The 25,485-nt window shown below is 39.8% G+C and carries 24 protein-coding genes and 1 other RNA gene; 17 read left to right on the top strand and 8 right to left on the bottom strand.

Annotation, left to right across the window (positions count from 1 at the left end; all coding sequences use genetic code 11):
• The 8 genes from A33I_RS21320 to A33I_RS14555 all read left to right on the top strand — a co-directional run.
• Positions 1-201 (top strand): hypothetical protein (locus A33I_RS21320; protein WP_235806196.1); only part of this gene is annotated, 201 nt, incomplete at its 5' end.
• Positions 202-424: 223 nt separating this feature from the next.
• Positions 425-655 carry a preprotein translocase subunit SecG gene (gene secG / locus A33I_RS14580; protein WP_031311686.1) on the top strand — a complete coding sequence of 77 codons (231 nt, stop codon included), beginning with the start codon at positions 425-427 and terminating at the stop codon, positions 653-655.
• A 136-nt stretch (positions 656-791) separates the two neighbouring features.
• Positions 792-1,535, top strand: coding sequence for an alpha/beta hydrolase (locus A33I_RS14575; RefSeq protein ID WP_022629076.1), 744 nt, complete (start codon positions 792-794; stop codon positions 1,533-1,535).
• Positions 1,516-2,256, top strand: coding sequence for an alpha/beta hydrolase (locus A33I_RS14570; protein WP_022629075.1), 741 nt, complete (start codon positions 1,516-1,518; stop codon positions 2,254-2,256). The genes A33I_RS14575 and A33I_RS14570 overlap by 20 nt, the downstream gene beginning before the upstream one ends.
• 43 nt (positions 2,257-2,299) lie before the next feature.
• Entirely contained in the window at positions 2,300-4,675 is a 2,376-nt protein-coding gene (gene rnr / locus A33I_RS14565) for a ribonuclease R (protein WP_022629074.1), read from the top strand.
• A 132-nt stretch (positions 4,676-4,807) separates the two neighbouring features.
• Complete coding sequence (gene smpB, locus A33I_RS14560; RefSeq protein WP_012960384.1) at positions 4,808-5,275, top strand: SsrA-binding protein SmpB; 468 nt, start codon at positions 4,808-4,810, stop codon at positions 5,273-5,275.
• 127 nt (positions 5,276-5,402) lie between these two features.
• Positions 5,403-5,762, top strand: a transfer-messenger RNA (tmRNA) gene (ssrA, locus tag A33I_RS20315).
• A gap of 192 nt (positions 5,763-5,954) precedes the next feature.
• Positions 5,955-6,293: a hypothetical protein gene (locus A33I_RS14555; protein WP_022629073.1), complete on the top strand. Its 339-nt coding sequence runs from the start codon at positions 5,955-5,957 to the stop codon at positions 6,291-6,293.
• An 861-nt stretch (positions 6,294-7,154) separates the two neighbouring features.
• Here A33I_RS14555 and A33I_RS14550 read toward each other — a convergent pair.
• The 4 genes from A33I_RS14550 to zwf form a co-directional block, all read right to left on the bottom strand.
• Positions 7,155-8,018, bottom strand: a complete 864-nt coding sequence (locus A33I_RS14550; RefSeq protein ID WP_022629071.1) for an SDR family oxidoreductase — start codon at positions 8,016-8,018, stop codon at positions 7,155-7,157.
• Between the two features lie 87 nt (positions 8,019-8,105).
• The gene (locus A33I_RS14545; RefSeq protein ID WP_022629070.1) at positions 8,106-8,540 is read right to left on the bottom strand and encodes an Rrf2 family transcriptional regulator; all 435 of its coding nucleotides are present in this window, start codon (positions 8,538-8,540) and stop codon (positions 8,106-8,108) included.
• A 230-nt stretch (positions 8,541-8,770) separates the two neighbouring features.
• Complete coding sequence (gene gndA / locus A33I_RS14540) at positions 8,771-10,186, bottom strand: NADP-dependent phosphogluconate dehydrogenase (RefSeq protein ID WP_022629069.1); 1,416 nt, start codon at positions 10,184-10,186, stop codon at positions 8,771-8,773.
• 143 nt (positions 10,187-10,329) lie between these two features.
• Positions 10,330-11,775 (bottom strand): glucose-6-phosphate dehydrogenase, encoded by a 1,446-nt coding sequence (gene zwf, locus A33I_RS14535; protein WP_031311684.1) that lies wholly within the window; start codon positions 11,773-11,775, stop codon positions 10,330-10,332.
• Between the two features lie 724 nt (positions 11,776-12,499).
• Here zwf and hxlA point away from each other — a divergent pair.
• From hxlA to hxlR, 4 genes are all read left to right on the top strand, one after another.
• The gene (hxlA, locus tag A33I_RS14530; protein WP_022629067.1) at positions 12,500-13,141 is read left to right on the top strand and encodes a 3-hexulose-6-phosphate synthase; all 642 of its coding nucleotides are present in this window, start codon (positions 12,500-12,502) and stop codon (positions 13,139-13,141) included.
• 1 nt (position 13,142) lies between these two features.
• Complete coding sequence (hxlB, locus tag A33I_RS14525; protein ID WP_022629066.1) at positions 13,143-13,697, top strand: 6-phospho-3-hexuloisomerase; 555 nt, start codon at positions 13,143-13,145, stop codon at positions 13,695-13,697.
• Between the two features lie 196 nt (positions 13,698-13,893).
• Positions 13,894-14,511, top strand: a complete 618-nt coding sequence (locus A33I_RS14520) for a cyclase family protein (RefSeq protein WP_022629065.1) — start codon at positions 13,894-13,896, stop codon at positions 14,509-14,511.
• Positions 14,512-14,733: 222 nt separating this feature from the next.
• On the top strand, positions 14,734-15,078 hold the full coding sequence (hxlR, locus tag A33I_RS14515) for a transcriptional activator HxlR (RefSeq protein ID WP_022629064.1): 345 nt from the start codon (positions 14,734-14,736) through the stop codon (positions 15,076-15,078).
• Positions 15,079-15,442: 364 nt separating this feature from the next.
• Here hxlR and A33I_RS14510 read toward each other — a convergent pair whose 3' ends face one another.
• Positions 15,443-16,159: a 3-ketoacyl-ACP reductase gene (locus tag A33I_RS14510; protein WP_022629062.1), complete on the bottom strand. Its 717-nt coding sequence runs from the start codon at positions 16,157-16,159 to the stop codon at positions 15,443-15,445.
• A 275-nt stretch (positions 16,160-16,434) separates the two neighbouring features.
• Here A33I_RS14510 and A33I_RS14505 point away from each other — a divergent pair, with 275 nt between their 5' ends.
• Positions 16,435-16,812, top strand: a complete 378-nt coding sequence (locus A33I_RS14505; RefSeq protein WP_022629061.1) for a winged helix-turn-helix transcriptional regulator — start codon at positions 16,435-16,437, stop codon at positions 16,810-16,812.
• A gap of 512 nt (positions 16,813-17,324) precedes the next feature.
• Here A33I_RS14505 and A33I_RS14500 read toward each other — a convergent pair.
• Positions 17,325-17,753 carry an ASCH domain-containing protein gene (locus tag A33I_RS14500; protein ID WP_022629060.1) on the bottom strand — a complete coding sequence of 143 codons (429 nt, stop codon included), beginning with the start codon at positions 17,751-17,753 and terminating at the stop codon, positions 17,325-17,327.
• A 511-nt stretch (positions 17,754-18,264) separates the two neighbouring features.
• Between A33I_RS14500 and A33I_RS14495 the strand changes: the two genes are divergently transcribed.
• From A33I_RS14495 to A33I_RS21120, 4 genes are all read left to right on the top strand, one after another.
• Positions 18,265-19,962 (top strand): glycerol-3-phosphate dehydrogenase/oxidase, encoded by a 1,698-nt coding sequence (locus A33I_RS14495; protein ID WP_022629059.1) that lies wholly within the window; start codon positions 18,265-18,267, stop codon positions 19,960-19,962.
• Positions 19,963-20,180: 218 nt separating this feature from the next.
• Entirely contained in the window at positions 20,181-21,701 is a 1,521-nt protein-coding gene (locus A33I_RS14490) for a methyl-accepting chemotaxis protein (RefSeq protein ID WP_022629058.1), read from the top strand.
• Positions 21,702-22,051: 350 nt separating this feature from the next.
• On the top strand, positions 22,052-23,278 hold the full coding sequence (locus A33I_RS14485; RefSeq protein WP_022629057.1) for a dicarboxylate/amino acid:cation symporter: 1,227 nt from the start codon (positions 22,052-22,054) through the stop codon (positions 23,276-23,278).
• 208 nt (positions 23,279-23,486) lie between these two features.
• Positions 23,487-23,630, top strand: coding sequence for a hypothetical protein (locus A33I_RS21120; protein WP_022629056.1), 144 nt, complete (start codon positions 23,487-23,489; stop codon positions 23,628-23,630).
• A gap of 430 nt (positions 23,631-24,060) precedes the next feature.
• On the opposite strand, the gene A33I_RS14475 is transcribed toward A33I_RS21120, so the two are convergent.
• Both A33I_RS14475 and A33I_RS14470 read right to left on the bottom strand, forming a co-directional pair.
• Entirely contained in the window at positions 24,061-24,240 is a 180-nt protein-coding gene (locus A33I_RS14475) for a small acid-soluble spore protein H (RefSeq protein ID WP_012960371.1), read from the bottom strand.
• Between the two features lie 57 nt (positions 24,241-24,297).
• Entirely contained in the window at positions 24,298-25,392 is a 1,095-nt protein-coding gene (locus A33I_RS14470; protein WP_083477656.1) for a diguanylate cyclase, read from the bottom strand.
• Between the last annotated feature and the right edge of the window lie 93 nt (positions 25,393-25,485).

The raw sequence follows: 25,485 nt of genomic DNA, 5'->3' as shown, positions 1-25,485 counted from the left end.
TGTGCGTGGCCAGGGAAGACCCCACAGGGCGTAAGCCCGAGGAGGCTTCCGGACCGCCCGCGGAAAGCGTGTGCCTGCAGTGGAGATCAACAATTAATGCAAGGGGACTCATTTTTCAGTGTACTTATGTCTGTTACAATTGAAGGGGATGAGAAGGCTCCCGGGCTGCCCGCGGAAAGCGAGTACCTTCAGCGGAGATAAACCACTACTGCAGGGAGGTGTTTTGTATAGCTCCAAGTGCATGGCCAGTATTTCTCCAACAAGAGATGAGCGTTGCAGAAACTCCCGGACTGTCCGCACAAAGCCTGTACCTGCAGTGGAGATCAATAACTATGGCAGGTGATTCTGTAATTTATGTTGTTACAACACTCTTATTTGTGGTAAAGTTATAGAAGCGCATATTGTGCTTGGAGGTGTAGAAGGGGTGCAAACGGTTGCTTTTGTTTTATTAATTATCGTCTCAATCGCGTTAATTGCGGTTGTTCTACTTCAATCTGGACGTAGTGCTGGTTTATCTGGTGCAATCTCTGGTGGAGCAGAACAATTAGTAGGTAAGCAAAAAGCGCGTGGAATTGATGCAGTGTTAAGCCGAGCGACAGTTGTTCTTGCGGTATTGTTCTTTGTCTTAACAATTGCCGTCGCATATTTCATGTAATTACTAAGCAGCGGGTGCGATACCTGCTGCTTCTTTTGTTAGGGCAGCATAAAGATATAGAGAATGTATGGAAAAGAAGATTGTAAAACATATCAATCGGGTACAATCATAGTAACAGCAGAGAAGGGTGAGAGAGATGATCGGATGCCTCTGTTTGCATGGCTTTACCGGTGAACCGTGGGAAGTGGAGCCTGTGGCCTCTCATTTGCAAAAACTAGGGTGGCTTGTCTACGCCCCAACGCTTCCTGGACACGGACCTAGCGGCAATTTAAAAGACGTTACGTATAAAGAGTGGGTGTACATGGCTGAAGTGGCGGTCAAAGAATTATTAGACCGCTGTGAAAAAGTGTATGTGATTGGTTTTTCAATGGGCGGTATGTTAGCCTGTTATATAGCTTCTAAATATCCTGTATCAAAGCTGGTGCTCCTTAGTGCCGCAGCTTATTACTTGAATCCAATGCAGCTGTTGCAAGATTTGAAAGAAGCTGTACGAATGCAGTTTCGCGGTGAGTTAAAGGATGATTTCACTTATAACTTATACCGTAAAAAAGTTCTTGAAACCCCCATGGCTGCGGTTTTTCAATTTATGCAGGCAGTGAAACTGATCCGGCCGTATTTAGCTAAAGTAAATATTCCCACTCTAATTATTCAAGGGGGAAAAGACGGTGTGGTCCCCAAAAAAAGTGCGCAGTATTTATTCGATATGATTACCTCAGAGGAGAAGGAGCTTCGCTTTTTAGAGAAGTCGAATCATATGATCTGCCACGGCTTTGAACGTGACGTATTAATTGAAGTAATTGAAGAATTTTTATTTGACGGAACCGATATAGATTCATTTAAATCAAGAGAGGAAGACGAACATGAAAGTAGTAGCACCTAAGCCATTTACATTTGAAGGAGGAGACCGTGCGGTTCTTCTGTTGCATGGTTTCACAGGAACAACGGCCGATGTGAGAATGATCGGACGCCACTTACAAAAAGAAGGGTACACATGCCATGCCCCTTTATACAAGGGTCACGGAGTCCCCCCTGAAGAGCTTGTTCATACAGGTCCTGAAGATTGGTGGGAAGATGTAGAGGCAGGCTATAACTACCTAAAAGAAAAAGGCCATGAGGAAATTGCGGTGTGCGGGCTTTCTCTTGGCGGGGTATTCTCCCTGAAAATCGGGTACACTTTACCTGTAAAGGGTATTGTGCCAATGTGCGCGCCCGTTCGCCCAAAAACAGAGGATGCGATGTATAAAGGCGTTCTTGCCTATGCCCGTGAGTATAAAAAGCGTGAACAAAAGTCAGATGATGTGATCAATCAAGAGATGGAAGCATTTAAACCGATGGGAACGCTAAGTGCCCTTCGTAAGTTAATTCAAGATGTTCACAATCATCTCGATCATATTTATTCTCCAACTTTCGTGGTGCAGGCTAGAAATGATGAGATGATTGACACCGAGAGTGCAAATATCATCCATGATCAAATCGAATCAGATGAAAAATCATTAAAATGGTATGAGGAATCAGGCCATGTTATTACATTAGATAAAGAAAAAGAACAGCTTCATGAAGATATTCTTCAATTTTTAGAAGGATTAGACTGGACTGTATAGAACAGAACAGGCGGGGCTGTTTGTACCGAAAGGAGATTATAAAATGAATGAAGAACAAATCCAGCAACTGTTGACCTACTTTCGCGACGAAGCCGAGAAGCCCGTTTCTGTAGCTGAGCTTGAAGAGGTTTTTCAAGTAGAAGGTAGCGAGAACTTTAAAGAGCTAGTGAAATCATTAAATGAAATGGAGGCCCGTGGTCTTGTCGTTCGTACAAGAAGCGACCGTTACGGGGTTCCGGAAAAAATGAATCTTGTCAGAGGCCGTGTACAAGGACATGCGAAAGGGTTCGCCTTTATTATCCCTGATATTGAGGGAGAGAAAGATGTGTATGTATCTCAAGCAGACCTTGAAAGTGCGATGAATGGTGATACGGTACTTGTCCGTTTGCACCAGCATTCAAGAGGAGACAGGCCTGAAGGAAAGGTTGTCCGTATTTTAGAGCGTGGTGTCACCGATGTAGTGGGGACGTACTTAGATCATGATTCATACGGAATGGTTGTAGCTGATGACAAGCGTATTCCAAATGATATTTTAATTCCGAGCACTGCAAATAAAGGTGCTGTTGACGGCCATAAAGTCGTCGTATCGATTACAAAGTACCCTGAAGGCAGAATGAGTGCAGAAGGGGAAGTAACGAAGATTCTTGGTCATAAAAATGATCCAGGGATGGACATTCTCTCTATTATTTATAAGCATGGCATTCCGCTTGAATTTACCGATGAAGTGCTTCAGCATGCCAACTCAATTAGTGATGAAATCGATCCGAAAGATATCGAGGGCCGCCGTGACCTTCGAGATGAAGTGATCGTCACGATTGACGGGGCTGATGCAAAAGATCTAGATGATGCAGTTCATGTAAAGCAGCTTGGTAACGGCAACTTCTTACTTGGTGTTCATATTGCTGATGTCAGCCACTATGTCACAGAAGGATCGCCTATTGATAAGGAAGCGGCTGACCGGGCAACAAGTGTGTATTTAGTAGATCGAGTTATTCCAATGATTCCACACCGTCTTTCAAATGGAATCTGTAGTTTGAATCCACAAGTGGACCGTTTAACATTATCGTGTGAGATGGAAATCACGCCTGATGGACAAGTGGTTAACCACGAGATTTTCCAAAGTGTGATTAAAACGACTGAACGAATGACTTATTCAGATGTGAATAAGATTCTAGTGGATAATGATGAAGAAGTAAAAGCTCGCTATGAGTCCCTTGTTCCAAATTTTGAAGCAATGGAGAAGCTAGCGGCTATTCTTCGCAATAAACGCTTTGAGCGCGGAGCCATTGATTTTGATTTTAAAGAAGCAAAGGTTCTTGTGGATGAAGAAGGCAAAGCAAATGATGTCGTGCTTCGTTCTCGTTCTGTAGCTGAGCGCTTAATTGAAGAATTTATGCTGGCAGCGAATGAAACGATTGCTGAGCATTTCCACTGGCTGAAGCTGCCGTTTGTTTATCGTATTCACGAAGACCCGGATGCTGAAAAGCTCACTAAATTCTTAGAGTTTATTACAAACTTCGGCTATGTCGTACGCGGAAATGCCAACACGGTTCATCCACGTGCGCTGCAGAAGCTTTTAGAAGAAGTTCGAGGCGAGCCTGAGGAAACGGTGATCAGTACGGTTATGCTTCGTTCGATGCAGCAAGCAAAATATGACCCGAACAGCTTAGGCCACTTTGGGTTATCAACAGAGTTCTACACACATTTCACATCTCCAATCCGTCGTTACCCGGATCTACTTGTCCACAGATTAATTCGTACGTATTTAATCAAGGGTAATGTCGATGCCGAGACGCAAGAGCATTGGCGTGAAAAACTGCCAGATCTTACTCGCCACGCATCGGAAATGGAGCGTCGTGCAGTAGAGGCAGAACGCGATACGGACAGTGTGAAGAAAGCTCAATATATGGAAGATAAAATTGGTGAAACGTTCCCTGGCATGATCAGCGGCGTAACCAACTTTGGCTTGTTTGTAGAGCTTGAGAACACAATTGAAGGTCTTGTGCATGTCAGCTACTTAACAGATGATTACTATCACTATGATGAGAAGCAATATGCGATGATTGGTGAGCGTACCGGACAAGTCTTCCGTATTGGAGATGAAATTGAAGTTCGAGTGATTAATGTCAATGTCGATGAAGCTTCAATTGATTTTGAAGTAGTAGGCATGAAGCCGCGTAAACCGCGTGAAGGGCGCAGCCGTCCGAAAGTCATTGAAGGTGGTAAACGAAAAAAACGCGCAGGTCAAGGCGGCGAAGAAGGCGACCGTAGACGAGGCGGACGCAGTAAAAAAGGAAACAGCAAAGGGCTTAATTTAAGCGAGGGCGGTAATGGTTCTAGTAAGAAGAAAAAGAAACGTGCTTTTTATGAGAATGCGCCAAGTGTGAAGCGTAAAAAAGGACGTAAGAAAAAGCGTTAACACTCATGCAGGCTGTCTATCCAAGTAGGCAGCCTTTCCTTTTATTACAGAGAAGACTCCACATGCGCTGATTGACGCATTCCGCTTCTATTTGCTAAGATGAAAGAATGAAGAATGACGAGGTGTCGGACAATGGCTGGAACAGAAGGAAAAGTAATTGCCCAAAATAAAAAAGCAAGACATGATTATTTCATTGAAGAAACATATGAAGCAGGTATGGTACTGCAAGGAACTGAGATTAAATCGATGCGTGCCGGCCGTATGAATTTAAAAGACTCGTTTGCGCGGATTAAAAACGGGGAAGTATACCTTCATAACGCTCATATCAGCGAGTATGAACAAGGAAACCGTTACAATCATGAACCAGAACGTGCCCGCAAGCTGCTGCTTCACAAAAAGCAAATCAATCAGTTAATTGGTTTAACTAAGCAGCAAGGTTACTCACTTGTTCCTTTAAAGGTCTATATTAAAAACGGCTATGCCAAGATTTTAATCGGCCTTGCTAAAGGTAAGAAGAATTTTGATAAACGTGAAACGCTTAAGCGTAAGGATGCCAAACGTGAAGTAGAACGTGCATTAAAGGACCGGATGAGAGGGTAACACTTCCAGTTGCAAGAAAAAGTAAGGGATGCTATAATAAGAAGTCCAGAGCACAGATGTTCTGGGCTTTTGATTACAACGGATGGCTTCGGTAACACGAAGAGATCCCACATATTTTTTACAGCATGGGGACGTTTAGGATTCGACAGGGATAGGTCGTGCTTATGTTGCGAGTCGAGGGGGTCGGCCTCGTTAAAACGCCAAAGCCTATAACTGGCAAAGAAAACAACAACTTCGCAGTAGCTGCCTAATAGCACTCTGCGGTTCCACCCTCCATCGCCCATGTGGTAGGTACTGGAACTCACTCTAAGTGGGCTACGCCGGTTGCTCTCCGTCTGTGAGCGAAGGAAGAGATTGATCAGACTAGCCGTTCGGACGCCTGTTACTGGGCAGAAGAATTGGCGAAATGCTAATACAGTAACTACACTCGTAGAAGCATAAGTGTCGTTGTTTCTGGACGTGGGTTCGATTCCCACCGTCTCCACCATACTTATACCGTCAACCCGATCACTGCACCAGGTGATCGGGTTGTTTTGTGTACGAAAAGTCTATTTATCATGAGAAGCTGATGTTATCCACTTCTTATTCACATATTCAATAGACAAAAGGAAAAAACTAGATTATAGTACGATTATCCACAGAGACGAATTAAAAATTAGGTAGGGGAGGTGTGTGTTGGATGGGCAAAGGGTTACTTATCGTAAGTTTTTTGTTATCAGCTATTGTGAGTTCTTACAGCCATGTACTCTTACTAGAAGATCATCACGATCATCCTGCATACATTACCCATGAACTAGAAGAGCTAGAAAAGCTGGGAGGACTGAGCTCTGGACCAACCATTGAATATACAGGCTATGTTTTAAAGGCTTATGTCTTGGCTTGTGCAGACAGTATTTCAGCTCATCTCCAGTTTTACCTGAAGTCATCTATTCCTTTACTTAAGATAAAGAGCCTACTCATGACGATCAAATATCAAAGTACTTTTTTTGCTCACTCTAATGTTATTCACAAGTTATAAACAACTCGCACATTAGAGGAGATGAAATCATGAATAATGATATTAAAGAACCGTTTACAGGACTTTTGGTAGGAATTGTGTTAATGATTATTGTGTTTCTGGTCGCTCATTTTGTCTTTGGCTTAGAAGCATTCTCTTAATAAAATCAGAGAATGGCATAAAAACTAACGGTTTTATTTTTGGGGTAGAAAAAAACAGTAATAGAAATAGCGTGCCAATTCGCAATGCTTTGGTACGCTTATTTTTTGTTAATATACCAACATCTTATTAGTTTTATATACTAAACTAACATAGGTTTCAGCTTACCATTTGGCTGCTGTCCATAAGTCTTTATTCTCCTTATATTTTTTATGCTAATAATGCTGTTAATTACGCGATATACAATAAAAGCCGGGTGCCGGAGAAGATTGTGTATATGGGCTACTTTCCCGTAGAAAGGCAATATTGAAGGAATAAGCCTATCTTACTCACTTGTTATAAGAAAAAAACACAGTAGCAAACAGAGGGAAGGTTTTGCGAAAAAAAGCATTCCTCAAAAAGGAATGCTATCATATTAATTAAATTAACTGTGCACCACCATCATCACAATAACAGATCCTGTTGTAAATCCATTTTTTTGTTAAGTGAACGTAAGATTGAGCGATGTTTTCAGCTTGTGCAAGGCATGTTCACGGGAAGTTGTTCAGCATTCCTGTGAACATGCCTTCTTGCGTATATCGGTGTATTTACAATACCAAGTGATACAACATTTACGCGCATTAGTGATAGGCTCAATAGCAAGTCTTCTTACTAAACCATCGAGTGTTTTTTATTGGCAACAAGATGTTTTATTTTCGAAAAGGACCTAATTTATTCTTAAATTTACGCTTTCAATGCTTGCTGAACCAATTTTTTCAATTGAGTTGGTTGTCCGATAAGATTTGTTAAATCATTTGAAGTTTTACTCGTTTCCCCAGCTGCAATGGTCTGGTAAATACCTGCAATTAGTTCAACTACTGGTGCAGGTAATCCAACATTGCCAAGATAATCTTTCATTTGATCAAAAGATACCTTTTTATGTGAAACTTGTTTACCTGAAACCTCTGAAACAACTTCTGATAGCTCATCGAAAGTCCAAGGTGATGGGTTGACAAGGTTGTATGATTTATTTTCATGTCCTTCTCCCGTTAATACAGCAGCAGCAGCTAGTGCAAGATCTTCACGGCTTACGGCATTTAGCTTGCCGTCGCCTGTGTTTGTTACTAATTCACCAGTTGCTACTGAGCCAGCTAAGCTTTCATCAATGAATACATCTGAATAAAGTGAATTACGCAAGAATGTATAGGGTACGCCAGTTGAACGAATTGCATATTCTGTTGCCATATGGACATGTGCAAGATCGATTTGGGATGTTTCACCAAATGCATAACTTGTGTAAGCTATGTGTTTTACACCAGCATCTCGTGCAGCTTGGACGACATTTGCATGTTGACGAATACGAAGAGTATTATCTGAATCCGGTCCTGAAACAAAAAGAACCTTTGAAGCATCTTTAAAGGATGTTTTCATTGACTCGTAGTCCATGTAATCGCCATGACGAACTTCTACACCCAGTTCGGCAAGGGCATCAGCTTTTTCTACATTGCGAACGCTAGCGATAATTTCACTTGCAGGAATAGTTTTTAATAGTTCTTGAATGACACGGTTTCCATAATGACCTGTTGCACCAGTAATAACGATAGACATATAAAATTCCTACCCTTCTATTTGCAGATTATTTCAAGAGGTTTTAGTGTAACCAATAACGTTACAACTAATATGAAAAAAATAGCTCTAAATAGAGCCGGTTTTCTCTTTTAGTTCAGACACCAAGTGTTTGAGTGTAACTTGAGCCAATTCGTGCTCCATTGCAGATTGTGCTTGCAACATCTTTGTCCGAAAAACAGACTCAATATTTGCGCCTACTGGACACTGTGGATTGGTTTCATCATGAAAATTGAAAATATCTTCATTATCTGCAACTTCAACTGCTTTATATACATCAAGTAAAGTAATCTCATCAAGTCCTTTTTGTAAATAGGTACCCCCTGCACCGGCACGTACATAGACCAACCCAGCTTTCTTCAACATGCCAATAATACGGCGAATAATGACAGGGTTCGTATTGACGCTTTCAGCAATGAAATCGGAAGTACATGAAGATGGACTTAATGCAATTAACGATAAAATATGTACAGCAATGGAATAACGGCTGCTAAATTTTTTCATACAAGTCACCCTCTCGATGTAATCATTATAGTTACAACGATAATGAAAGTCAACGAATTAGGTTTAAGAGGAGTGAAGAGGAAGTTTAGAATATACTCTTTGTCTAACCTTACTTTACGTTCTTCACTATGTTTAGTCATAAAAGAACACCCAAAAGTTATAGATTTACTCTAACTTTTGGGTGGCGGTACAATCTTTCTAATAAGCAACAGATGCTTTTAATTGTTATATTATTTGGCTGACCAATCAGTATGAAACACGCCATCTTTATCTATACGCTCATACGTATGTGCACCAAAATAATCCCGTTGTGCTTGGATAAGATTGGCTGGCAATGTCTCCGTACGATAGCTATCATAGTAAGCTAATGCACTTGAGAAAGCAGGCGTTGGTATACCTTGTTGAATTGCTAAGCCTAGTACTTCGCGAAGCGAGCTCTGATATTCTCCTACGATTTCTCGGAAGTACGGATTAACTAGTAGGTTAGGCAAGTCGCTATTCTGGTCAAAAGCTTCTTTTATCTTTTGCAAGAACTGTGCACGAATGATACAACCTCCACGGAAGATCATAGCTACATCCCCGTAAGGAATATTCCAACCATACTCCTCGGATGCCGCACGCATTTGTGCAAAACCTTGGGCATATGAACAAATTTTACTCATGTATAAAGCTTTACGAATCGCTTCAATCAATTCTTTAGAATTCCCTGAATGCTTTTTCGACTCAGGACCTTTAAGTATTTTGCTTGCTGCAACTCGTTCTTCCTTAACAGAAGAAATAAATCTAGCAAATACGGACTCTGTAACGATTGGAAGAGAAACACCCAAATCCAGTGCATTTTGACTTGTCCATTTTCCTGTCCCTTTTTGACCAGCAACATCTAAAATGTGATCGACGAGTGGATTTCCGGTTTCTTCATCAATCTTAGTGAAAATATCCGCAGTGATTTCAATAAGGTAGCTATCAAGTTCTCCTTTGTTCCACTCAGAAAATATTTCATGCAACTCCTGAGCTGATAGACCAAGGGCTTGTTTCATAATGAAGTACGCTTCAGAGATTAGTTGCATATCCCCATATTCGATTCCATTATGTACCATTTTCACATAATGGCCTGCTCCATCAGGTCCCATGTAGGTACTACACGGAGTTCCATCTACTTTCGCTGAAATGGCATTAAGAATTGGCTCAACTTGTTCATAAGCTTCTTTCGACCCGCCAGGCATAATTGATGGACCTTTACGAGCTCCTTCTTCCCCGCCCGAAATTCCGGAACCGATGAAATGTATACCTAATTCTTTTAAGTTTGCTGTACGTCTATTCGTGTCTTCAAAAAATGAATTTCCGCCATCCATAATAATATCGCCTTGTTCTAGGTGAGGGATAAGAGAATCAATGACCGAATCAGTTGTATCTCCTGCCTTAACCATCAATAATATTTTACGTGGGGTTTCTAAAGAAGTAACGAAGTCCACAATGCTGTAAGTACCGTGAATATTTAGATCTTTCGCTTCATTCTTTGATAATTCCTCTGTTCGATCTGTCCAATAATCATAGACTGAGACCGAAAAACCTTTGCTTTCCATATTCAGCGCAAGATTCAAACCCATCACGCCTAAACCAATAACACCGATTTGTTGTTTCATCATGTTCTTACCTCATTCCTTTATATTGTTTAATCTAATATGGATAGTCGATTTTCTAGTTCCTCTTTTTCTTTTTCAAAACCATCTTTGTCAAATAACACAAACATATTCTGTTTGTAAGCTTCCACACCAGTTATTATTTTTTTCTACCACCACTTAAATGGATTGGATTGAAATAGCTGATTTGCTTCTTCTGGACCAGTTGAACCTGCAGGATAGGAATGTAAAGGTAACAGATTCTCTTGATATGCTTCTAATAACGGTTGGATCCACTCCCACGATAATTCGACTTCTTTCCAATGGGAGAAGAAGGTAGAATTACCGACCATTGCATCAAATAGAAGAAGTTCATATGCTTCCGGCAGACTTTCCGAATTGGTTGAGAAGTTAATCCAAACAGGTTCAAAACGATTACTAGAAGGATCTTTCATGTTCACCCGTAAAGAAATACTTTCGTTTGGACTGATCTCGAAGATCAATAGATTTGGAGTGATACCTTGTAGCACATCTGAATCTGTCATTTTATTCTTAAACTCAATGACAATCCGTGTAGACTTCTGATCCATTCTTTTCCCCGTGCGTATATAAAAGGGGATCCCACTCCAAGATGGATTATCAATATATAAGCGAGCCGCGAAATAAGTATCAGTTTTTGAGGAAACATCAACACCGGGCTCTTCTTTATAGCCAACTAATGGAGTGCCTTGCACCTCTCCAGACGCGTACTGACCGCGGACAACATGCTTGTATGCATTTTCTTTTAAGACTGGACGAAGAGAGTCGACAATTTCCATCTTTTTAACACGAATTTCATTTGACGTTATTTTCTCTGGGAGGTAAATGGCTGTCATCATCACTAACTGAAGAAGATGGTTCTGAACCATATCACGAATGGCTCCTGCTTTATCGTAATAATCGGCGCGAGTTTCGACCCCAACCGTTTCACTTGCTGTTATTTGGACATTCGAAATTTGGTTATGATCTAGTAATGATTTCAGAGCAGGATTGGCCAAAACTAAGGTTTCCAGATTTTGGACCATTGGTTTTCCTAGATAGTGATCAATTCTGTAGATTTCATCTTCACTAAATGTTTTGCTCAAGTTTTTATTTAATTGTCTTGCCGTCTCTAGATCACTTCCAAATGGTTTTTCAACGATGAGTCGCTTCCATCCTTTAGTTTGGCAAATACCACTTGAATTAAGATTTGACGTAATAACATCAACCAGACTTGGTCCAACAGACAAATAGAAGAGTCGGTTTTGCGGAATACCTAGCTCCTGTTCTCTGTTCTCAATGATTTCGTGCAAGTGGTGATAGGATTCTTTGACGGTCGCATCAAATGCACAGTACCGAAATTTGAATAAAAAATCTTGCAGACCAGAAGGTTGTACAGCTCTTCTGGAGTATGCTTGAAGAGCTCTTTCCACTTTGGATTGAAAGTCTTCGTTTGAACAATAGTTTCTGCCTAAACCAATTATAGAAATGGTATCGGGTAATTTACCATCAAGGTATAAATTATATAAAGCAGGAAATAATTTTCTTTGTGCTAAGTCTCCTGTTGCTCCAAATAATATAAATGTCATGTCTTGCATGAACCATTCTTCTTGGAAGCCGATTAATTGATCTTTTACATCAAATTCTACTGAGGAATTACCGTAATTCATATTCAATATCCTCCCCAACCTTTACAATGAGCATTTTGTTTAAACAATGAATGAGAATCGCAATAGCTCTCAGTATACTGACTGCATTCAATTTATGTAAGTACGCACTTATAAGACAAATAGTGTATAAAAGTATACTTTTGTTTGAGCATATGGGGGAGGGATACGCAAGAATCCACTAACGAAACGAAATTGACAGATTTGAAACATTCAAATTAATAGGGTTCTAACTGGGTGCTTCCGCCCTGTTAGGTACAACACTATATCATTTTGAAAATTCAAAAGAAAAGAAAAGTATCCTTGCCTGCCTACTATAACGAATGTGGCAATTGTGGAGAATATATTAGTAAACGAAAATATTTAACCGTATCGTTTAACTTAACTTAATTTTTATAGGTAAAGAAAGCGAAGTAGCTTTTCGGGTTCTTCCTATGATTCCACGTCGTTCCCAAGTGACTATATCCCATGATTGGATATAGGAGGTGAGAAGAAGACATTTCTATAAATTCATAGCACTCCATTATATTTGTGAAGAATGTCCACAGTATACTTTTTGTTAGTATGTAATTTTAAAGTGCGTACTTCACAAAGGTGATTGCAGAAATTACACTAAGTTTGTACCAAAAATACGAATACAAGGAGTACTAAATACATGAAATTACAATTAGCGTTAGATTTAGTTAACATTCCACAAGCCATCGAAGTTATTAACGAAGTAGAGGAGTATATCGATATTGTTGAAATCGGAACTCCTGTTATCAATAAAGAAGGTCTAAAAGCTGTGGAAGAAGTAAAAGCTGCATTCCCTAACTTAGAAGTTCTTGCTGATGTTAAAATCATGGATGCTGCAGGTTATGAAGTATCTAATGCCGCTGCTGCAGGTGCGGATATTGTTACAATTCTTGCCCAAGCAGAAGACTCATCAATCAAAGGTGCAGTTGAAGCAGCGAAGAAATTAGATAAAAAAATCTTGGTAGATATGATTGCTGTAAAAGACATCAAAACACGTGCAGCAGAGCTTGATTTACTTGGTCCTGATTATATCTGTGTACACACAGGTTATGATTTGCAAGCGGAAGGAAAAGATTCATTTGAAGACCTCCGCGCAATTAAAAGCGTTGTGAAAAATGCGAAAACTGCCATTGCAGGCGGAATCAAACTTGAGACATTACCAGAAGTAATTAAAGCACAACCAGACCTTATCATTGTGGGTGGTGGAATCACAAGTAAAGAAGACAAAAAAGCAGAAGCAGCAAAAATTCAAGAGCTTATCAAAAAAAGTGTGATGGCGTAAAATGAACACAACTGCCTACACAAAAGAAATAATTTCCGAACTACAGCAAACCTTAGATCTCATTAATGGGGAAGAGGCCGAAAAAGTAGTGGATGGTATTTTACGTGCAAAAAAGATATTTGTTGCAGGTGGAGGACGTTCTGGCTTCATGGCTAAGGCATTTGTTATGCGCATGATGCATGTAGGACTTGATGCGTATGTGGTAGGAGAAACAGTAACTCCAAATCTAGAACCGAGTGATATCTTTATTGTTGGTTCTGGCTCCGGTGAGACTGGCAGCATGGCAGCTATGACGAAGAAAGCTAAAGGTATTGGCGCAACAGTAGTAGCTGTTACGATAAATCCTGATTCTACCATTGGGAATTTGGCAGACATTCAAATTGAAATACCTGCTCAAGCAAAAGCGGAAGGCACCAGTGGAAAATCGATTCAACCGATGGGATCACTATTTGAGCAATCGCTTCTTCTGTTTTATGATGCGGTGATATTGAGATTCATGGATAAAAAAGGATTAAAATCCGATGTGATGTACGGTAGGCATGCTAATTTAGAATAGAGTTACAAATAAACCTGAGTCTGAAATTTATGTAGACTCAGGTTTATTTTCAATTTGTTCAAGAGCCGAATACTCTCACTTCCTTGTTTTATATCTACAGAGCCTAAAGCAGTTTCACTAGACAACTTCACAAATAACATGCGAGGATAGGTTTATAACTAAAAAATACATTGAACAGTAGAAGGGTTGATTAAATATGAAAATGTATGACGTAACAGGTGCAATTAATGAAGGAATGACCGTGTACAAGAACAAACCGGAAAAACAACCTAAATTAAATACAATCACAAATGGATATGTTACAGAAACACGGCTGGATTTGGATGTGCATACAGGAACACATATCGATGCCCCTCTACACATGGTCACTGATGGTGATACGTTTGAAACGATTCCATTAGACAACCTAGTAGGACAGTGTAAAGTATTGGACTTAACTGAAGTGGAAAATAGCGTTTCAAAAGTTGACTTAGAAGGGTTTCACATTCAAAAGGGCGATTTTGTTTTATTGAAAACGAAAAATTCATTTGAGGAAACATTTAATTTCGATTTTATTTTTCTCGCACAAGATGGTGCCGAATATCTTTCTGAATTAGGTATTCGAGGGGTTGGAATCGATTCACTTGGAATTGAAAGAAGTCAAGAAGGGCATCCAACACATAAGACGTTATTTGCAAATAACATCATCATAATAGAAGGCCTTCGCTTAAAGGAAATTGAGCAAGGACAATACTTTATGGTAGCGGCACCATTAAAATTAATGGGTACAGACGCTTCACCTGCAAGAGTTTTGCTGTTTGAGGGGCTAAGATAAACATTTTGAGATTATCTTAAGCTTTCTACAAGGAGAGATTCTCGATCACTTGGAAAGACAAGACGTATTTATTTCCGGACTTTATCCAACACTTGTATTGGAGTGAATGAGTTTTCAAATGAGTTTCTAGTGGTGATTAAATCAAGAAATCTTTCACTTCATAATACATAGCGGGATGAGATTGCGTAAATTAATAAATCTAAAGGAAAGGAGGGGAAGTAGATGCCTAATTTGGGGGAAAAAGTGTTTAATTGCGAAAAGGAACTGACACTTTCTATCATTGGTGGTAAGTGGAAAATGTTGGTGCTATGGCATTTAGGTAAAGAAGGAACCAAACGCTTTGGTGAATTAAAAAACCTTATGCCGGGAATTACACAACGGATGCTTGTTAATCAATTACGTGAACTTGAAGACCATTTGATCGTACATCGCGAAGTATATCCTGTTGTTCCACCAAAAGTGGAATACTCACTTACAGAACAAGGAAGAAGTTTGATTCCGATTCTTGATTCGATGTATGAATGGGGTAAAGATTATATAGCGAACAATTTGGAAAAGGAAAATTAATAATGTAGACTTAGTAAAACGCCATCCACCAGTTTATTGAAGTAGTGGGTGGCCTTTTTTTCTTCCATGTTGCATCTAAAAGAGGGTGTCTAGTATAAAAAGTATGTGGATCCATGAAGAGGTGAAAGATGGACTTGACTAGTGATCCGTTAATAGAACAGGATCTAAATCATTTACGTAGTAAAATTATTATTTGTGCCAACAGTCAAACTATTAAATATGATGAAGAGCCTATTCATTAGAAACTTGAAATATTGGACTTGTTTATATAAACTATCCTAATTAATTTATTATTATTTTCAAAAAAATGGAAGACGCCATCCAAAATATATTGGATAGCGCCTTGATATTTCGAATAGTTCTATTAAGGGTTCGTCGACCAAAGTCCAGCATTTTTTAATAAAACGCGTGGATGAAGTTTTAGCTGGGCTACCATCAAGTCTGCTAAATCTTCTGCTTGCATCACTTTTTCTGGATTACCGTCTGTTAAATTTAGCTCAATAGCCATATCTGTTGCAACCGTACTTGGAGTTAAGGTTGTAACACGAATATTTTTCTTTCGAACTTCAAGCATTAATGACTCACTCAGTCCAATAACTGCAGCTTTTGAAGCTGTATATGCACTTGTAATTGGCGCTCCTTTTTGACCTGCTGTGGAAGAGATATTAATGATGTCGCCTTTGTTACGCTCTATCATTTCCGGTAATACCGCACGTGTTGTGTAGTATACACCCTTTACGTTGACATCAATAATATTTGTCCATTCTTCAGGAGTTAAGTCCATGAAGCTGCCGAATTTTGAAATGCCGGCATTGTTTACTAAAACATCGATTGCACCAAGCTCATCACGAATGGATTTAACAGCTGTGGTAATTGAATCTAAATCCGCTACATTTGCAGGAGCAATTGCTACCTTTACATCATATTGTTTAAGTTCCTCGGCTACTTGTTGTAAGTTTTCAAGCGTCCGCCCAACAAGACCTACGTGAATACCTTCTTGCGCAAAAGCAACTGCTGTTGCACGGCCAATTCCACGTCCTGCCCCTGTAATTAATGCGACTTTTCCTGCGATCGTTTGCATGTTTTTCGCTCCTTTTGATGAGATAGTTTTATTTTAGACTAAATAAAGTGTATAAACTAAACATATTAATTAAGTAAAATGAGTTTGATAAAATAGTTCTGATGATATAATTAATAACGTTGTTTTACTCATAAATGTTTGTCGCCTAAAATAGGTAAAGATTTGTCTTTAAGACTTACTTCATTCTACTTAAGGTTTTCTACATTGTGAAGAATGCACTTTTTTGTGCGGAGGTTACCAAAAGGTTACTTATTATATTAAGGGGAGTTAGCTGTATGTCGGACAAACTAAGAGAAGAGATAAAAGAGAGAATAATAAATCATGATTATCATTGTGAAAAGGAACTTACCATATCGATTATTAGTGGGAAATGGAAAGTTGTTATTTTGTGGCATTTAGGTGTAGAAGGACCACATCGCTTCAGCGAACTTCAAAGGCTTTTTCCAAAAATATCCCATAAGATATTAACAAATCAATTACGTGAACTGATGGAAGATGGAATTGTTCATAGAGAAGTATTTCCAGAAATTCCTCCGAAAGTAGAATATTCAATGACTGAACTAGGGATGACATTATTACCAATCGTCGAGATGATGTATGAATGGGGAAAAAAGAGAATAGATCAAATTAAACAAGAAAACCATATTGAATAAAAAAAGAGGTCATTTCTAATGATCTAATTGCTTGTGCTGTTAGCAAAAGGTATATCGTTCTAGAATGTATTGAAATAGCAAAAGATCACACTCTAATCCATTTGTAATGAAAGGGAAACAAATGAGGTAATATTAGTTTTTTGCGATTTCGAAGTATTAGATTCAGGTTATTATGATTGTTCAAAAGTCGAAAAACAACCAATTGGTTATGATAAAGAATGTTTTTATATTGAGATCCCACTATTAAAATTAATTAACGACTTTACAATTGTTACTGAAGATTTGAAAGAGAAAGAGGAATTATTTTTTATGCAAACATTCGAGGGCTTTGCTTGGAGTTATTTTAAACTTCAATATAAACCCTCCCACAAACTTCTCGCTTTACTTGACGGAAAACCTTTATAAAATCCATTGAGCACTAATTCTCCCTCTTGATTAAAGTCCTCAGTATAGAAAAAAATTAATCCGTTATTCTTAAGGACAAGTGAAATACTGATTACCTCCATTGCTTTTCATAATAAATCCGTTTCCCATAACCCAAGCTTGCCTTTTGCTGGAATACGTTTATTTAAGATCTTTATGTCTTGAACATCCCAAGCGTATCCTCCCACATTAAAATCCCCTAAAAAATAATCATTTCCTGATACAATTTGTCCATTTTCCAGGACTGCTGATGTCTGATTTTCTTCAGTTATCTTCAAACAATTTTCAAGCCGGCCTACAGCAATGATCATTCCGGTTGGAAGGGTTTCTTCTGTATATCCATGCTTACCAAGCAGCGAACGGATGGCCACATGTTTGCAGACAGCCTTATCTATTTTTTTACTTGTATGAATGGCCAGCGGCCCGCGATAATTTGTTTTCCATGACCTTGTTTCAAATTCATTCTCCCGAAGGACAAAAAGACATGCCCATGGCTGAATCATAGATAATACCTTCATTCTTCCTGCCACCAACCTATAAAGTTTCGTTTGTCTTATCGTGTCCCTATAGAAGAATATTATTAGCTTTAATTGGAATTCAGAAATCAGATTTCCCACAGGGCTAAAGCCCGAGGAAGCTCAGCAGCTCACCGCGGAAAGCGAAGCATATTTCAGGAGCGGCGAGTTTACGCCTGCACTGCCTTTTTTTTATTCACTTGAACTAAACGGTGCCATGACGAACTTCCTCTAACTCCCCGAAAAAAGCACTAACTCAAAGGAGTATAGTTTAAGAACGGCAAATCTCCTCTAGCATACGTTATTTTCAAGCTGGTTTTGCCACAGTTTCTTTTTTCACCAAAAGCATCTCGCTGTCCAAATAGAATAAACTATGTTATGATGAAGTTAAGTTAATAGACGGTAGGAGACACGGAGAACCAATGTGCGTAATAACGAACTTGTTATTATGCTTGTTGTCGTTTCTTCGTGTCTTTTTTGTATACAAAAATAAAAAGTGGAGGTTGAGAGGATCATGAGCACACATTTCTCAGCACGGACTAGATCAGATCAATTTAAACAAATGGAAAAAGAGCAATATGATGTATTAATTATCGGCGGGGGGATTACTGGAGCAGGAATCGCTCTAGATGCAACCTTGCGTGGAATGAAAGTAGCCCTTGTGGAAATGCAAGATTTTGCAGCAGGTACATCTAGCCGTTCAACAAAACTTGTTCACGGCGGCCTGCGTTATTTAAAGCAATTTCAAGTCGGGATGGTAGCTGAAGTTGGTAAAGAACGAGCGATCGTTTATGAGAATGGACCACATGTAACAACTCCTGAATGGATGATGCTGCCGATGCATAAGGGCGGAACATTCGGAAAGAACAGTGCTTCCCTTGGGTTGTTTGTTTATGACATGTTAGCTGGAGTCAAGAAGTCAGAGCGCAGAAAAATGCTCTCAGCTGAAGAAACAGCAAATAGAGAACCGCTTGTGAAAAAGGACGGCTTAACAGGCGGGGGATATTACGTAGAATACAGAACAGATGATGCACGCTTAACAATTGAGGTTATAAAAGCAGCAGCTGAGCACGGTGCGGATATTATTAACTACACGAAAGCAGAAGACTTCTTATATGATGAAAATAAGAAAGTATCGGGTGCTGTGGTATCAGATCGCCTGACAGAAAAAACGTATCAAATTAATGCTAGAAAAGTGGTCAATGCCGGAGGTCCTTGGGTCGATCAAATTATTAAAAAGGATTACTCTGAAACCAATAAGCAGCTGCGTCTAACAAAAGGGGTTCACTTAGTCATTGATCAATCCGTGTTCCCGCTGCGCCAAGCGATCTATTTTGATACTCCGGACGGCCGTATGGTGTTTGCGATTCCTCGTGATGGAAAAACATATGTCGGAACAACGGATACGTTCTTTGATCAAGAGACGGCAAGCCCTAAGATGACTTCTGAGGATCGTGAGTATATTTTAAACGCCATTCACTACATGTTCCCTGATGTCACGGTGAAAGAAGAGGATGTAGAGTCCAGCTGGGCAGGAGTTCGTCCGCTCATTTATGAAAAAGGAAAAGATCCATCTGAAATTTCTCGTAAAGATGAGATTTGGGAAGGAGAGAGCGGTCTTCTAACAATGGCTGGCGGTAAATTAACCGGGTACCGTAAAATGGCGGAATCTGTTGTAAATTTAATTGCCAAGCGCTTCAAAGAAGATCAATATAAAGTGTTCAGTACGTGTGGGACAAAGAAATTTCCGATCTCAGGCGGAGATGTAGGCGGATCTATTGGTCTTGAGCCATTCATTGCTAAAAAAGCAGAGGAAGCAACAGGATATGGTTTTACGTATGAAGAAGGTAAAAAGCTTGCTGGCATGTACGGCTCTAATGTTGATAAGCTCTTCTCTTATGCAAAAGACTACAAGAGTGAAGAAGAGACTAAGCTCAGTCTCTATGTATATGTGAAATTAAAGTATGCCATGAATGATGAGATGACAGTGAAGCCTGTAGATTTCTTTATTCGCCGCACAGGAGCGCTATTCTTTGATATTCAGTGGGTACGTACGTGGAAAGAACCGGTTCTTGCTTATATGAAGTCTGAACTTGGCTGGTCTAAAGAGGAATTAACCACCTACCGCAATGAGCTAGACAAAGAGCTAACAGATGCAGTTATTCCTGTAGACCTTCAAAGAGAATCTCAGATGGCAAAACGCTCATCATAAAAATGAACTGCACCTTACATGTTCAATTTAGCATGTGAGGTGCAGTTTTTTGGTGTTTATTTTTTTGTGATCACTCCGATTAGGTTGAGTGAATTAGTTGGTGAAATGTCGAACGAATTACCTTGAACTTAAGATGATTTTCCTTGCTCTTTCGTACTTTATGTCTATATACTGAAACGTGCCACTTATTTTCATGCTATTTAATAGGAGGAAAGTCATTGAATAACCGTTATACATTTATGTTAATCATTACTTCTATTTTTGCTGGACTTTCTATTATCATTCACCTTCTTCACCGCCAGTTTGGTTTTCTCCATACATATCTGCTGATTAAAGGAGTACCACCAATCACTGGAGGGATGCAGGTCCTTCAAAATGTATTCTTCGTACTTCCTTTGATTTTTTTAATAATTGCTGTCATTCTCTATTTACGTAAGCCTACCAATCGTTCGATAGGCTTATGGCTGACACTTACCTTAACATTTGCAAGTGTTTCAATCGTAGCCGGGGGAGACGGACTGGTTGAATATCATTTTTCCATCTTTATGGTTTTAGCATTTCTTATCTTTTTAGACTCAATTAAATACATTCTTATCAGCACTGCTATTTTTGCGATTCAGCATTTTGCAGGCTATTTCTTTTTTCCAAGGTTAATTTGCGGAACAGATGATTATCATTTCTCATTGCTGATGATTCACGCGATCTCCCTCATTCTTACCAGCGGAGCATCCATCTTATTAATCTATATGAGAAGAAAACATACAAATGAGCTTCAAAGAGAGAGTGCGCGTCATCAAGCGCGTGCTGATCAAGTGATTGCAGCCCTAAAATCAACGTCCAAGCAGCTTTTACATACAATGGATGAACTGCAGTCAGGTTCAAAAGAGTCTGAGCGTGCGAGCCAAGAAATCGCTTGTTCTGTGCAGGAAATTTCGCAAGGGGCCAGCAGGCAATTAGAGCAAGCAAAAGAAAGCTCTCAAATGCTTTGGGATGTAACGAACGGCATTCAACATATTCTTACTAGTGTAGAATCAACAAATCAATCATCACTTGAGACAGCGAAGCTCGCCAAAGGCGGTCAGCAATCGGTAAGTACGGCTGCAGAGCAAATAAGTGAAGTGTATGAAACGGTTAAGCGGATGGCTGGCTCGATGGAGAAGCTTGAGAATCAAAGTGAAAAAATAGGTTCCATCGTCAAATCAATTACAGACATCTCGAGTCAGACAAATATGCTGGCACTCAACGCTTCTATTGAAGCGGCAAGAGCAGGTGAGCATGGCAGAGGATTTGCTGTGGTGGCTGATGAAGTTCGCAAGCTCTCAAAACAAACGGAACAATCTGCCCAAGAGATCAGTCAATTAAGTCGAGCGATGCAAGAGGAAACAGCACAGTTAGGTCAATTAACGAAAACGAGTTATGCAGAAGTAGAAAAGGGTAAGGAAAGCATGACTCGCACTAACAGCTTGCTTGACGGTATTGTTCAAGCCACTGTTCAAGTTAAGTCTCAGGTACAAGCTGCGACGGATATAGCATCTAAGATTGATACACAAGCGGCTGAAGTACAAGAGGCAATGACAGCGATGACTCTGCTCACCGAAGAAGCACTTGCTAGTAATGAGAGCATTGCTGGAGCAGCAGAGCAGCAATTAGCGTCTGTTCAAAGCCTACATTCCATTGCAAAAGCATTGTCTGATTTGAGCGGAGAGATTGAGAAGAATACAAGGCAATTAGGGAAATAAAAAGGGAATAGAGTGCTCAAGTCCTGACGAGGCTTTAGGAATTCTATTGTTTCAAACTCTTTATGCGCGAGTGAGAGAGTCGATTGCTCTGATCTATCAAATATATGTGTCATTCGCTTCAATAATTGCGTCAATGCGAGGTAAATGCGCCTTTTGAATCCTGGTATGCGTCAATGGAGAATACAATTGTATAACCTCAGATCGATATTGCGTCTATTCAAGCTAACAGGAGCCAGTCCCATAACGGGGAGTGCTCCTGTTTTTTGGGACATAATCTCTTTCTCGAGACCTATGGATCTATTCATTTGGAAAGAAATGACTTACTATAAATAGGAAAGGAGCTGACTAGATTGAAAGCATATCGTTTTCCTTTATTTTTAATAGCAGCCATTATTATAGGTAGTATTTTAGGTGTTTTATTAGGTGAACGAGCAGAAGTGTTGAAGCCTTTAGGTGATATTTTCTTAAATCTCATGTTCACGATTGTTGTACCGCTCGTCTTTTTCTCGATTAGTGCGGTGATTGCCAATATGTCAAACTTAAAGAGGCTTGGCAAAATTATGACGTGGATGATGGTCGTCTTTATTGTAACGGGCATTATCGCCTCAATCGTCATGATCGCAGCGGTCACTCTGTCGCCGCCAGCAGCTGGTGTGTCGATTCAATTTGAAACTCCAGAAGAAATCAATGAGTCGCTTAGTCTAGGCGCTCAAATTGTCCAAGCTGTGACAGTTCCTGACTTTGTGGATATTTTCTCAAGAACGAGTATGCTCGCATTAATTATTATGAGTGTATTAGTAGGGTTTGCAACAAATCTTGCCGGAAGCGAGGGACGTATTTTTGCACAGTTTTTAAATAGCGGCGCCCAAGTGATGCGCAAGCTTGTCGGCATTATTATGTATTATGCTCCAATTGGTCTCGGCGCTTATTTCGCTTCATTAGTAGGGGTATTCGGGCCAGAACTTTTAGGGAGCTATGCAAAAGCAATGATCGTCTATTATCCGGTTGCGATTCTCTATTTCCTGATTGGATTTACGTTATATGCTTTTATTGCCGGAGGGAAGTCAGGAGTGAAGGTGTTTTGGAAGAATATTTTAACGCCTGCAGTGACCGCTTTATCGACGGGAAGCAGTGTAGCGACCATTCCAGCCAACTTGCAAGCGACAGAAAAGATGGGTGTACATAAAGATGTACGAGATGTCGTCATTCCGCTAGGTGCATCAATCCATATGGATGGCTCCGCCTTAGCGGCAATATTAAAAATTGCTTTCTTGTTTGGGATTTTTCAAATGGATTTTCTAAGCTTTCAAACGTTCGCTATTGCGATTGGTATCTCTCTGTTAGTAGGGACTGTGATGAGCGGGGTGCCTGGCGGTGGATTTATTGGGGAAATGCTGATCATTACGATGTATGGTTTTCCGATGGAGGCTCTCCCTATTTTAGCAATTCTCGGTACGTTGGTTGATCCGCCTGCAACGATGGTTAATGCTTCAGGGGATGCCGTATCTAGTATGCTTGTTTCCCGCGCGGTTGAAGGAGACGAATGGATGGACGAAGCAGAACGGCCAGCAAGTTAGTGTATATAGGTTAATGAAGAAGACGACGATTCATTGATTGAAATGAAATGTCGTCTTTTTCTTGTTGAATAAGCTTACTTCATGGGGATTATTAATATATACAAAGACAGCGGTACATGATAAGGTAATAAGGTTTACTCAGTAAAATAAGGTATACTATATTTGTTGAATAGATTCTCTTTAAAGACAAGAAAAGTAGGTGAACAAAGTGGGAAAATATCAATTGGATTCTAAAGGTAAGGCAACTGTAACAAAGTTTCATGAAAAACAGAAGCCTGCTAAATTGGATAAAAAGCAGCGACTCGAAAAAATACGTGCGGAGTATTTGAAAAAAAAGCAAACAGATAAATAATAAGAAGAAAACCATAGGGAGACTAAAATCTCCCTATGGTTTTCTTATTTGAAATATTTTCTATGCATACTAAGCTCGCCGCTCCTGACATATACTTCGCTTTTCGCGGGGAGCTAGTGAGCTTCCTCGGGCTTTGCCCTGTGGGATCTCACCCCTGCTCTAGTCCCTGCAGAAGTCTACGTATATTTCATCCGCTAAGTTATTGCTTTGGTAATTATCAAGTGGATTGATTTTGTTATAATTCAGTTCAACGTAAAAAAAGCTGGTGTCTAGGGCTTCGTTTGCAAAGATCAATGAACAGGTGTTTTTAATGATGAAATTGTTTAACTATATTCTCACTCTATTGATAAAAGACTCCGAGGCTGCCCGCAGGAAACGAGTGCCTAGGAGCCGAGATAACACCTAATGATAGGCGGCTTGCTATCAGTTCTTACTGCTCTACCAGCTGTGATAATGGTACGTCCTGCTCATTATTCGGCTCGTTCAGCGGATAAATTCTAGCCATTTGTGCGCCTTCATCAACATGTTGAATATACACAGCCTGTTCATTGTACATGACGTTTGCCATTACTGGTGATGCGGCAATCTCTTGTGCGCGTAGTGAGTTCATCTATACCCCTCCTTTAACTGAAGGTTAGGGTGTGCAGATCATCATAGAAATATGCGGTTAACTGCTCGCAGTATGAGAATGTCCTTTTTTAATGTTTACCCGGTTTCGTCCTTCTGTTTTAGCGGTATAAAGCTGTCTATCTGCAGCTTCAATGGCTTCATTTAACTGATCAGGAGCCTCTAGGCGGGCTATACCGACCGAGATGGTTACCCTGCCGATTTTCTCCCCTTCAATGTTCTGAAAAGGAAAAGACTCTACTTTCTCTCTAATAAGATCTGCGGCCACATAGGCATCTCTAATAGAAGAAGCTTCGATACACAGAATAAATTCTTCTCCGCCATACCTTGCACAAAGCAAATGGTTTGATGAATATAACGTAAGAATTGTAGCAAGGTCTTTTAACACTTTATCACCGCTTGGGTGTCCATTCGAATCGTTAATACTTTTAAAATGGTCAATATCGAGCATAGCAATATATGAAGAGCCTGCCGACTTTTTCTCGCGAATCATCTCAGAAAACTTCCTTACATTATAAAGACCTGTCAACGGGTCATGATCGGCATAATGTTTAAGCTTATCCATAAGCTCAAGATTTCGGTAGCTAAGTGTAATAAAGTAAAACAACGTAAATGCGCCTAAATGAAATGAAACGAAGCGGATGAGCCAAAAATCCTGAAATGCTTCAAGACCGTTTGGAACAAAGAAAATAATCGGCAGATCACAAATTAACCAAAATAAAGTGTATAAGAAGAAACCTTTCATATACGTTAACGGTCCTTTTTTTAGGTGAAACACTCCTAATGCGATAAACGTTGGAATCATTAATCCGAAAATAACTCCCGGCACAGCCCCGGGTCCTCCTATAACTGCGAAGCGCCAAATAGAGGTGATGATCAGCGTTGGAATAGCGAGCAAAGGACCGTGAATGATGGCTAGTATCGTTATCGGGATGGTACGCAAGTCAAACCTGAACTCATCTATAAAGATAGGCATATAAAACATCGCGATGATTGCACTTGAAGTTATCAAGACCTGCATAAATGACTTTTCAAACTTTAGTTTTGTAATATTTTTCTCTTTAAAATAGAGGCTCTGAATACATAGGTGCATAAATAATAAAAGGGAAATATTAGCTAGTATCGATTGGATCAAAATTTTCACATCCGTACTGTAGTGATTTCTACCTAATTATACGCATCTATTTTCCTCTTGGATAGGGAAAATTTGGTGGGATTGTGTCGAATA

Origin of the sequence: Alkalihalophilus marmarensis DSM 21297 (assembly GCF_000474275.2) — a bacterium.
Classification (GTDB): Bacteria; Bacillota; Bacilli; order Bacillales; family Bacillaceae_D; genus Alkalihalophilus; species Alkalihalophilus marmarensis.
This window is presented reverse-complemented; position numbering and strand designations above follow the sequence as displayed.

Coding starts and splice junctions, on each gene's coding strand:
- A33I_RS14575 (WP_022629076.1), top strand. CDS start 792: ATGATCGGATGCCTCTGTTTGCATGGCTTTACCGGTGAACCGTGGGAA.
- A33I_RS14550 (WP_022629071.1), bottom strand. CDS start 8,018: ATGTCTATCGTTATTACTGGTGCAACAGGTCATTATGGAAACCGTGTC.
- A33I_RS14545 (WP_022629070.1), bottom strand. CDS start 8,540: ATGAAAAAATTTAGCAGCCGTTATTCCATTGCTGTACATATTTTATCG.
- rnr (WP_022629074.1), top strand. CDS start 2,300: ATGAATGAAGAACAAATCCAGCAACTGTTGACCTACTTTCGCGACGAA.
- hxlB (WP_022629066.1), top strand. CDS start 13,143: ATGAACACAACTGCCTACACAAAAGAAATAATTTCCGAACTACAGCAA.
- hxlA (WP_022629067.1), top strand. CDS start 12,500: ATGAAATTACAATTAGCGTTAGATTTAGTTAACATTCCACAAGCCATC.
- A33I_RS14510 (WP_022629062.1), bottom strand. CDS start 16,159: ATGCAAACGATCGCAGGAAAAGTCGCATTAATTACAGGGGCAGGACGT.
- A33I_RS14520 (WP_022629065.1), top strand. CDS start 13,894: ATGAAAATGTATGACGTAACAGGTGCAATTAATGAAGGAATGACCGTG.
- A33I_RS14505 (WP_022629061.1), top strand. CDS start 16,435: ATGTCGGACAAACTAAGAGAAGAGATAAAAGAGAGAATAATAAATCAT.
- A33I_RS14555 (WP_022629073.1), top strand. CDS start 5,955: ATGGGCAAAGGGTTACTTATCGTAAGTTTTTTGTTATCAGCTATTGTG.
- gndA (WP_022629069.1), bottom strand. CDS start 10,186: ATGATGAAACAACAAATCGGTGTTATTGGTTTAGGCGTGATGGGTTTG.
- A33I_RS14500 (WP_022629060.1), bottom strand. CDS start 17,753: ATGAAGGTATTATCTATGATTCAGCCATGGGCATGTCTTTTTGTCCTT.
- smpB (WP_012960384.1), top strand. CDS start 4,808: ATGGCTGGAACAGAAGGAAAAGTAATTGCCCAAAATAAAAAAGCAAGA.
- zwf (WP_031311684.1), bottom strand. CDS start 11,775: ATGCAAGACATGACATTTATATTATTTGGAGCAACAGGAGACTTAGCA.
- A33I_RS14495 (WP_022629059.1), top strand. CDS start 18,265: ATGAGCACACATTTCTCAGCACGGACTAGATCAGATCAATTTAAACAA.
- hxlR (WP_022629064.1), top strand. CDS start 14,734: ATGCCTAATTTGGGGGAAAAAGTGTTTAATTGCGAAAAGGAACTGACA.
- A33I_RS14475 (WP_012960371.1), bottom strand. CDS start 24,240: ATGAACTCACTACGCGCACAAGAGATTGCCGCATCACCAGTAATGGCA.
- A33I_RS14570 (WP_022629075.1), top strand. CDS start 1,516: ATGAAAGTAGTAGCACCTAAGCCATTTACATTTGAAGGAGGAGACCGT.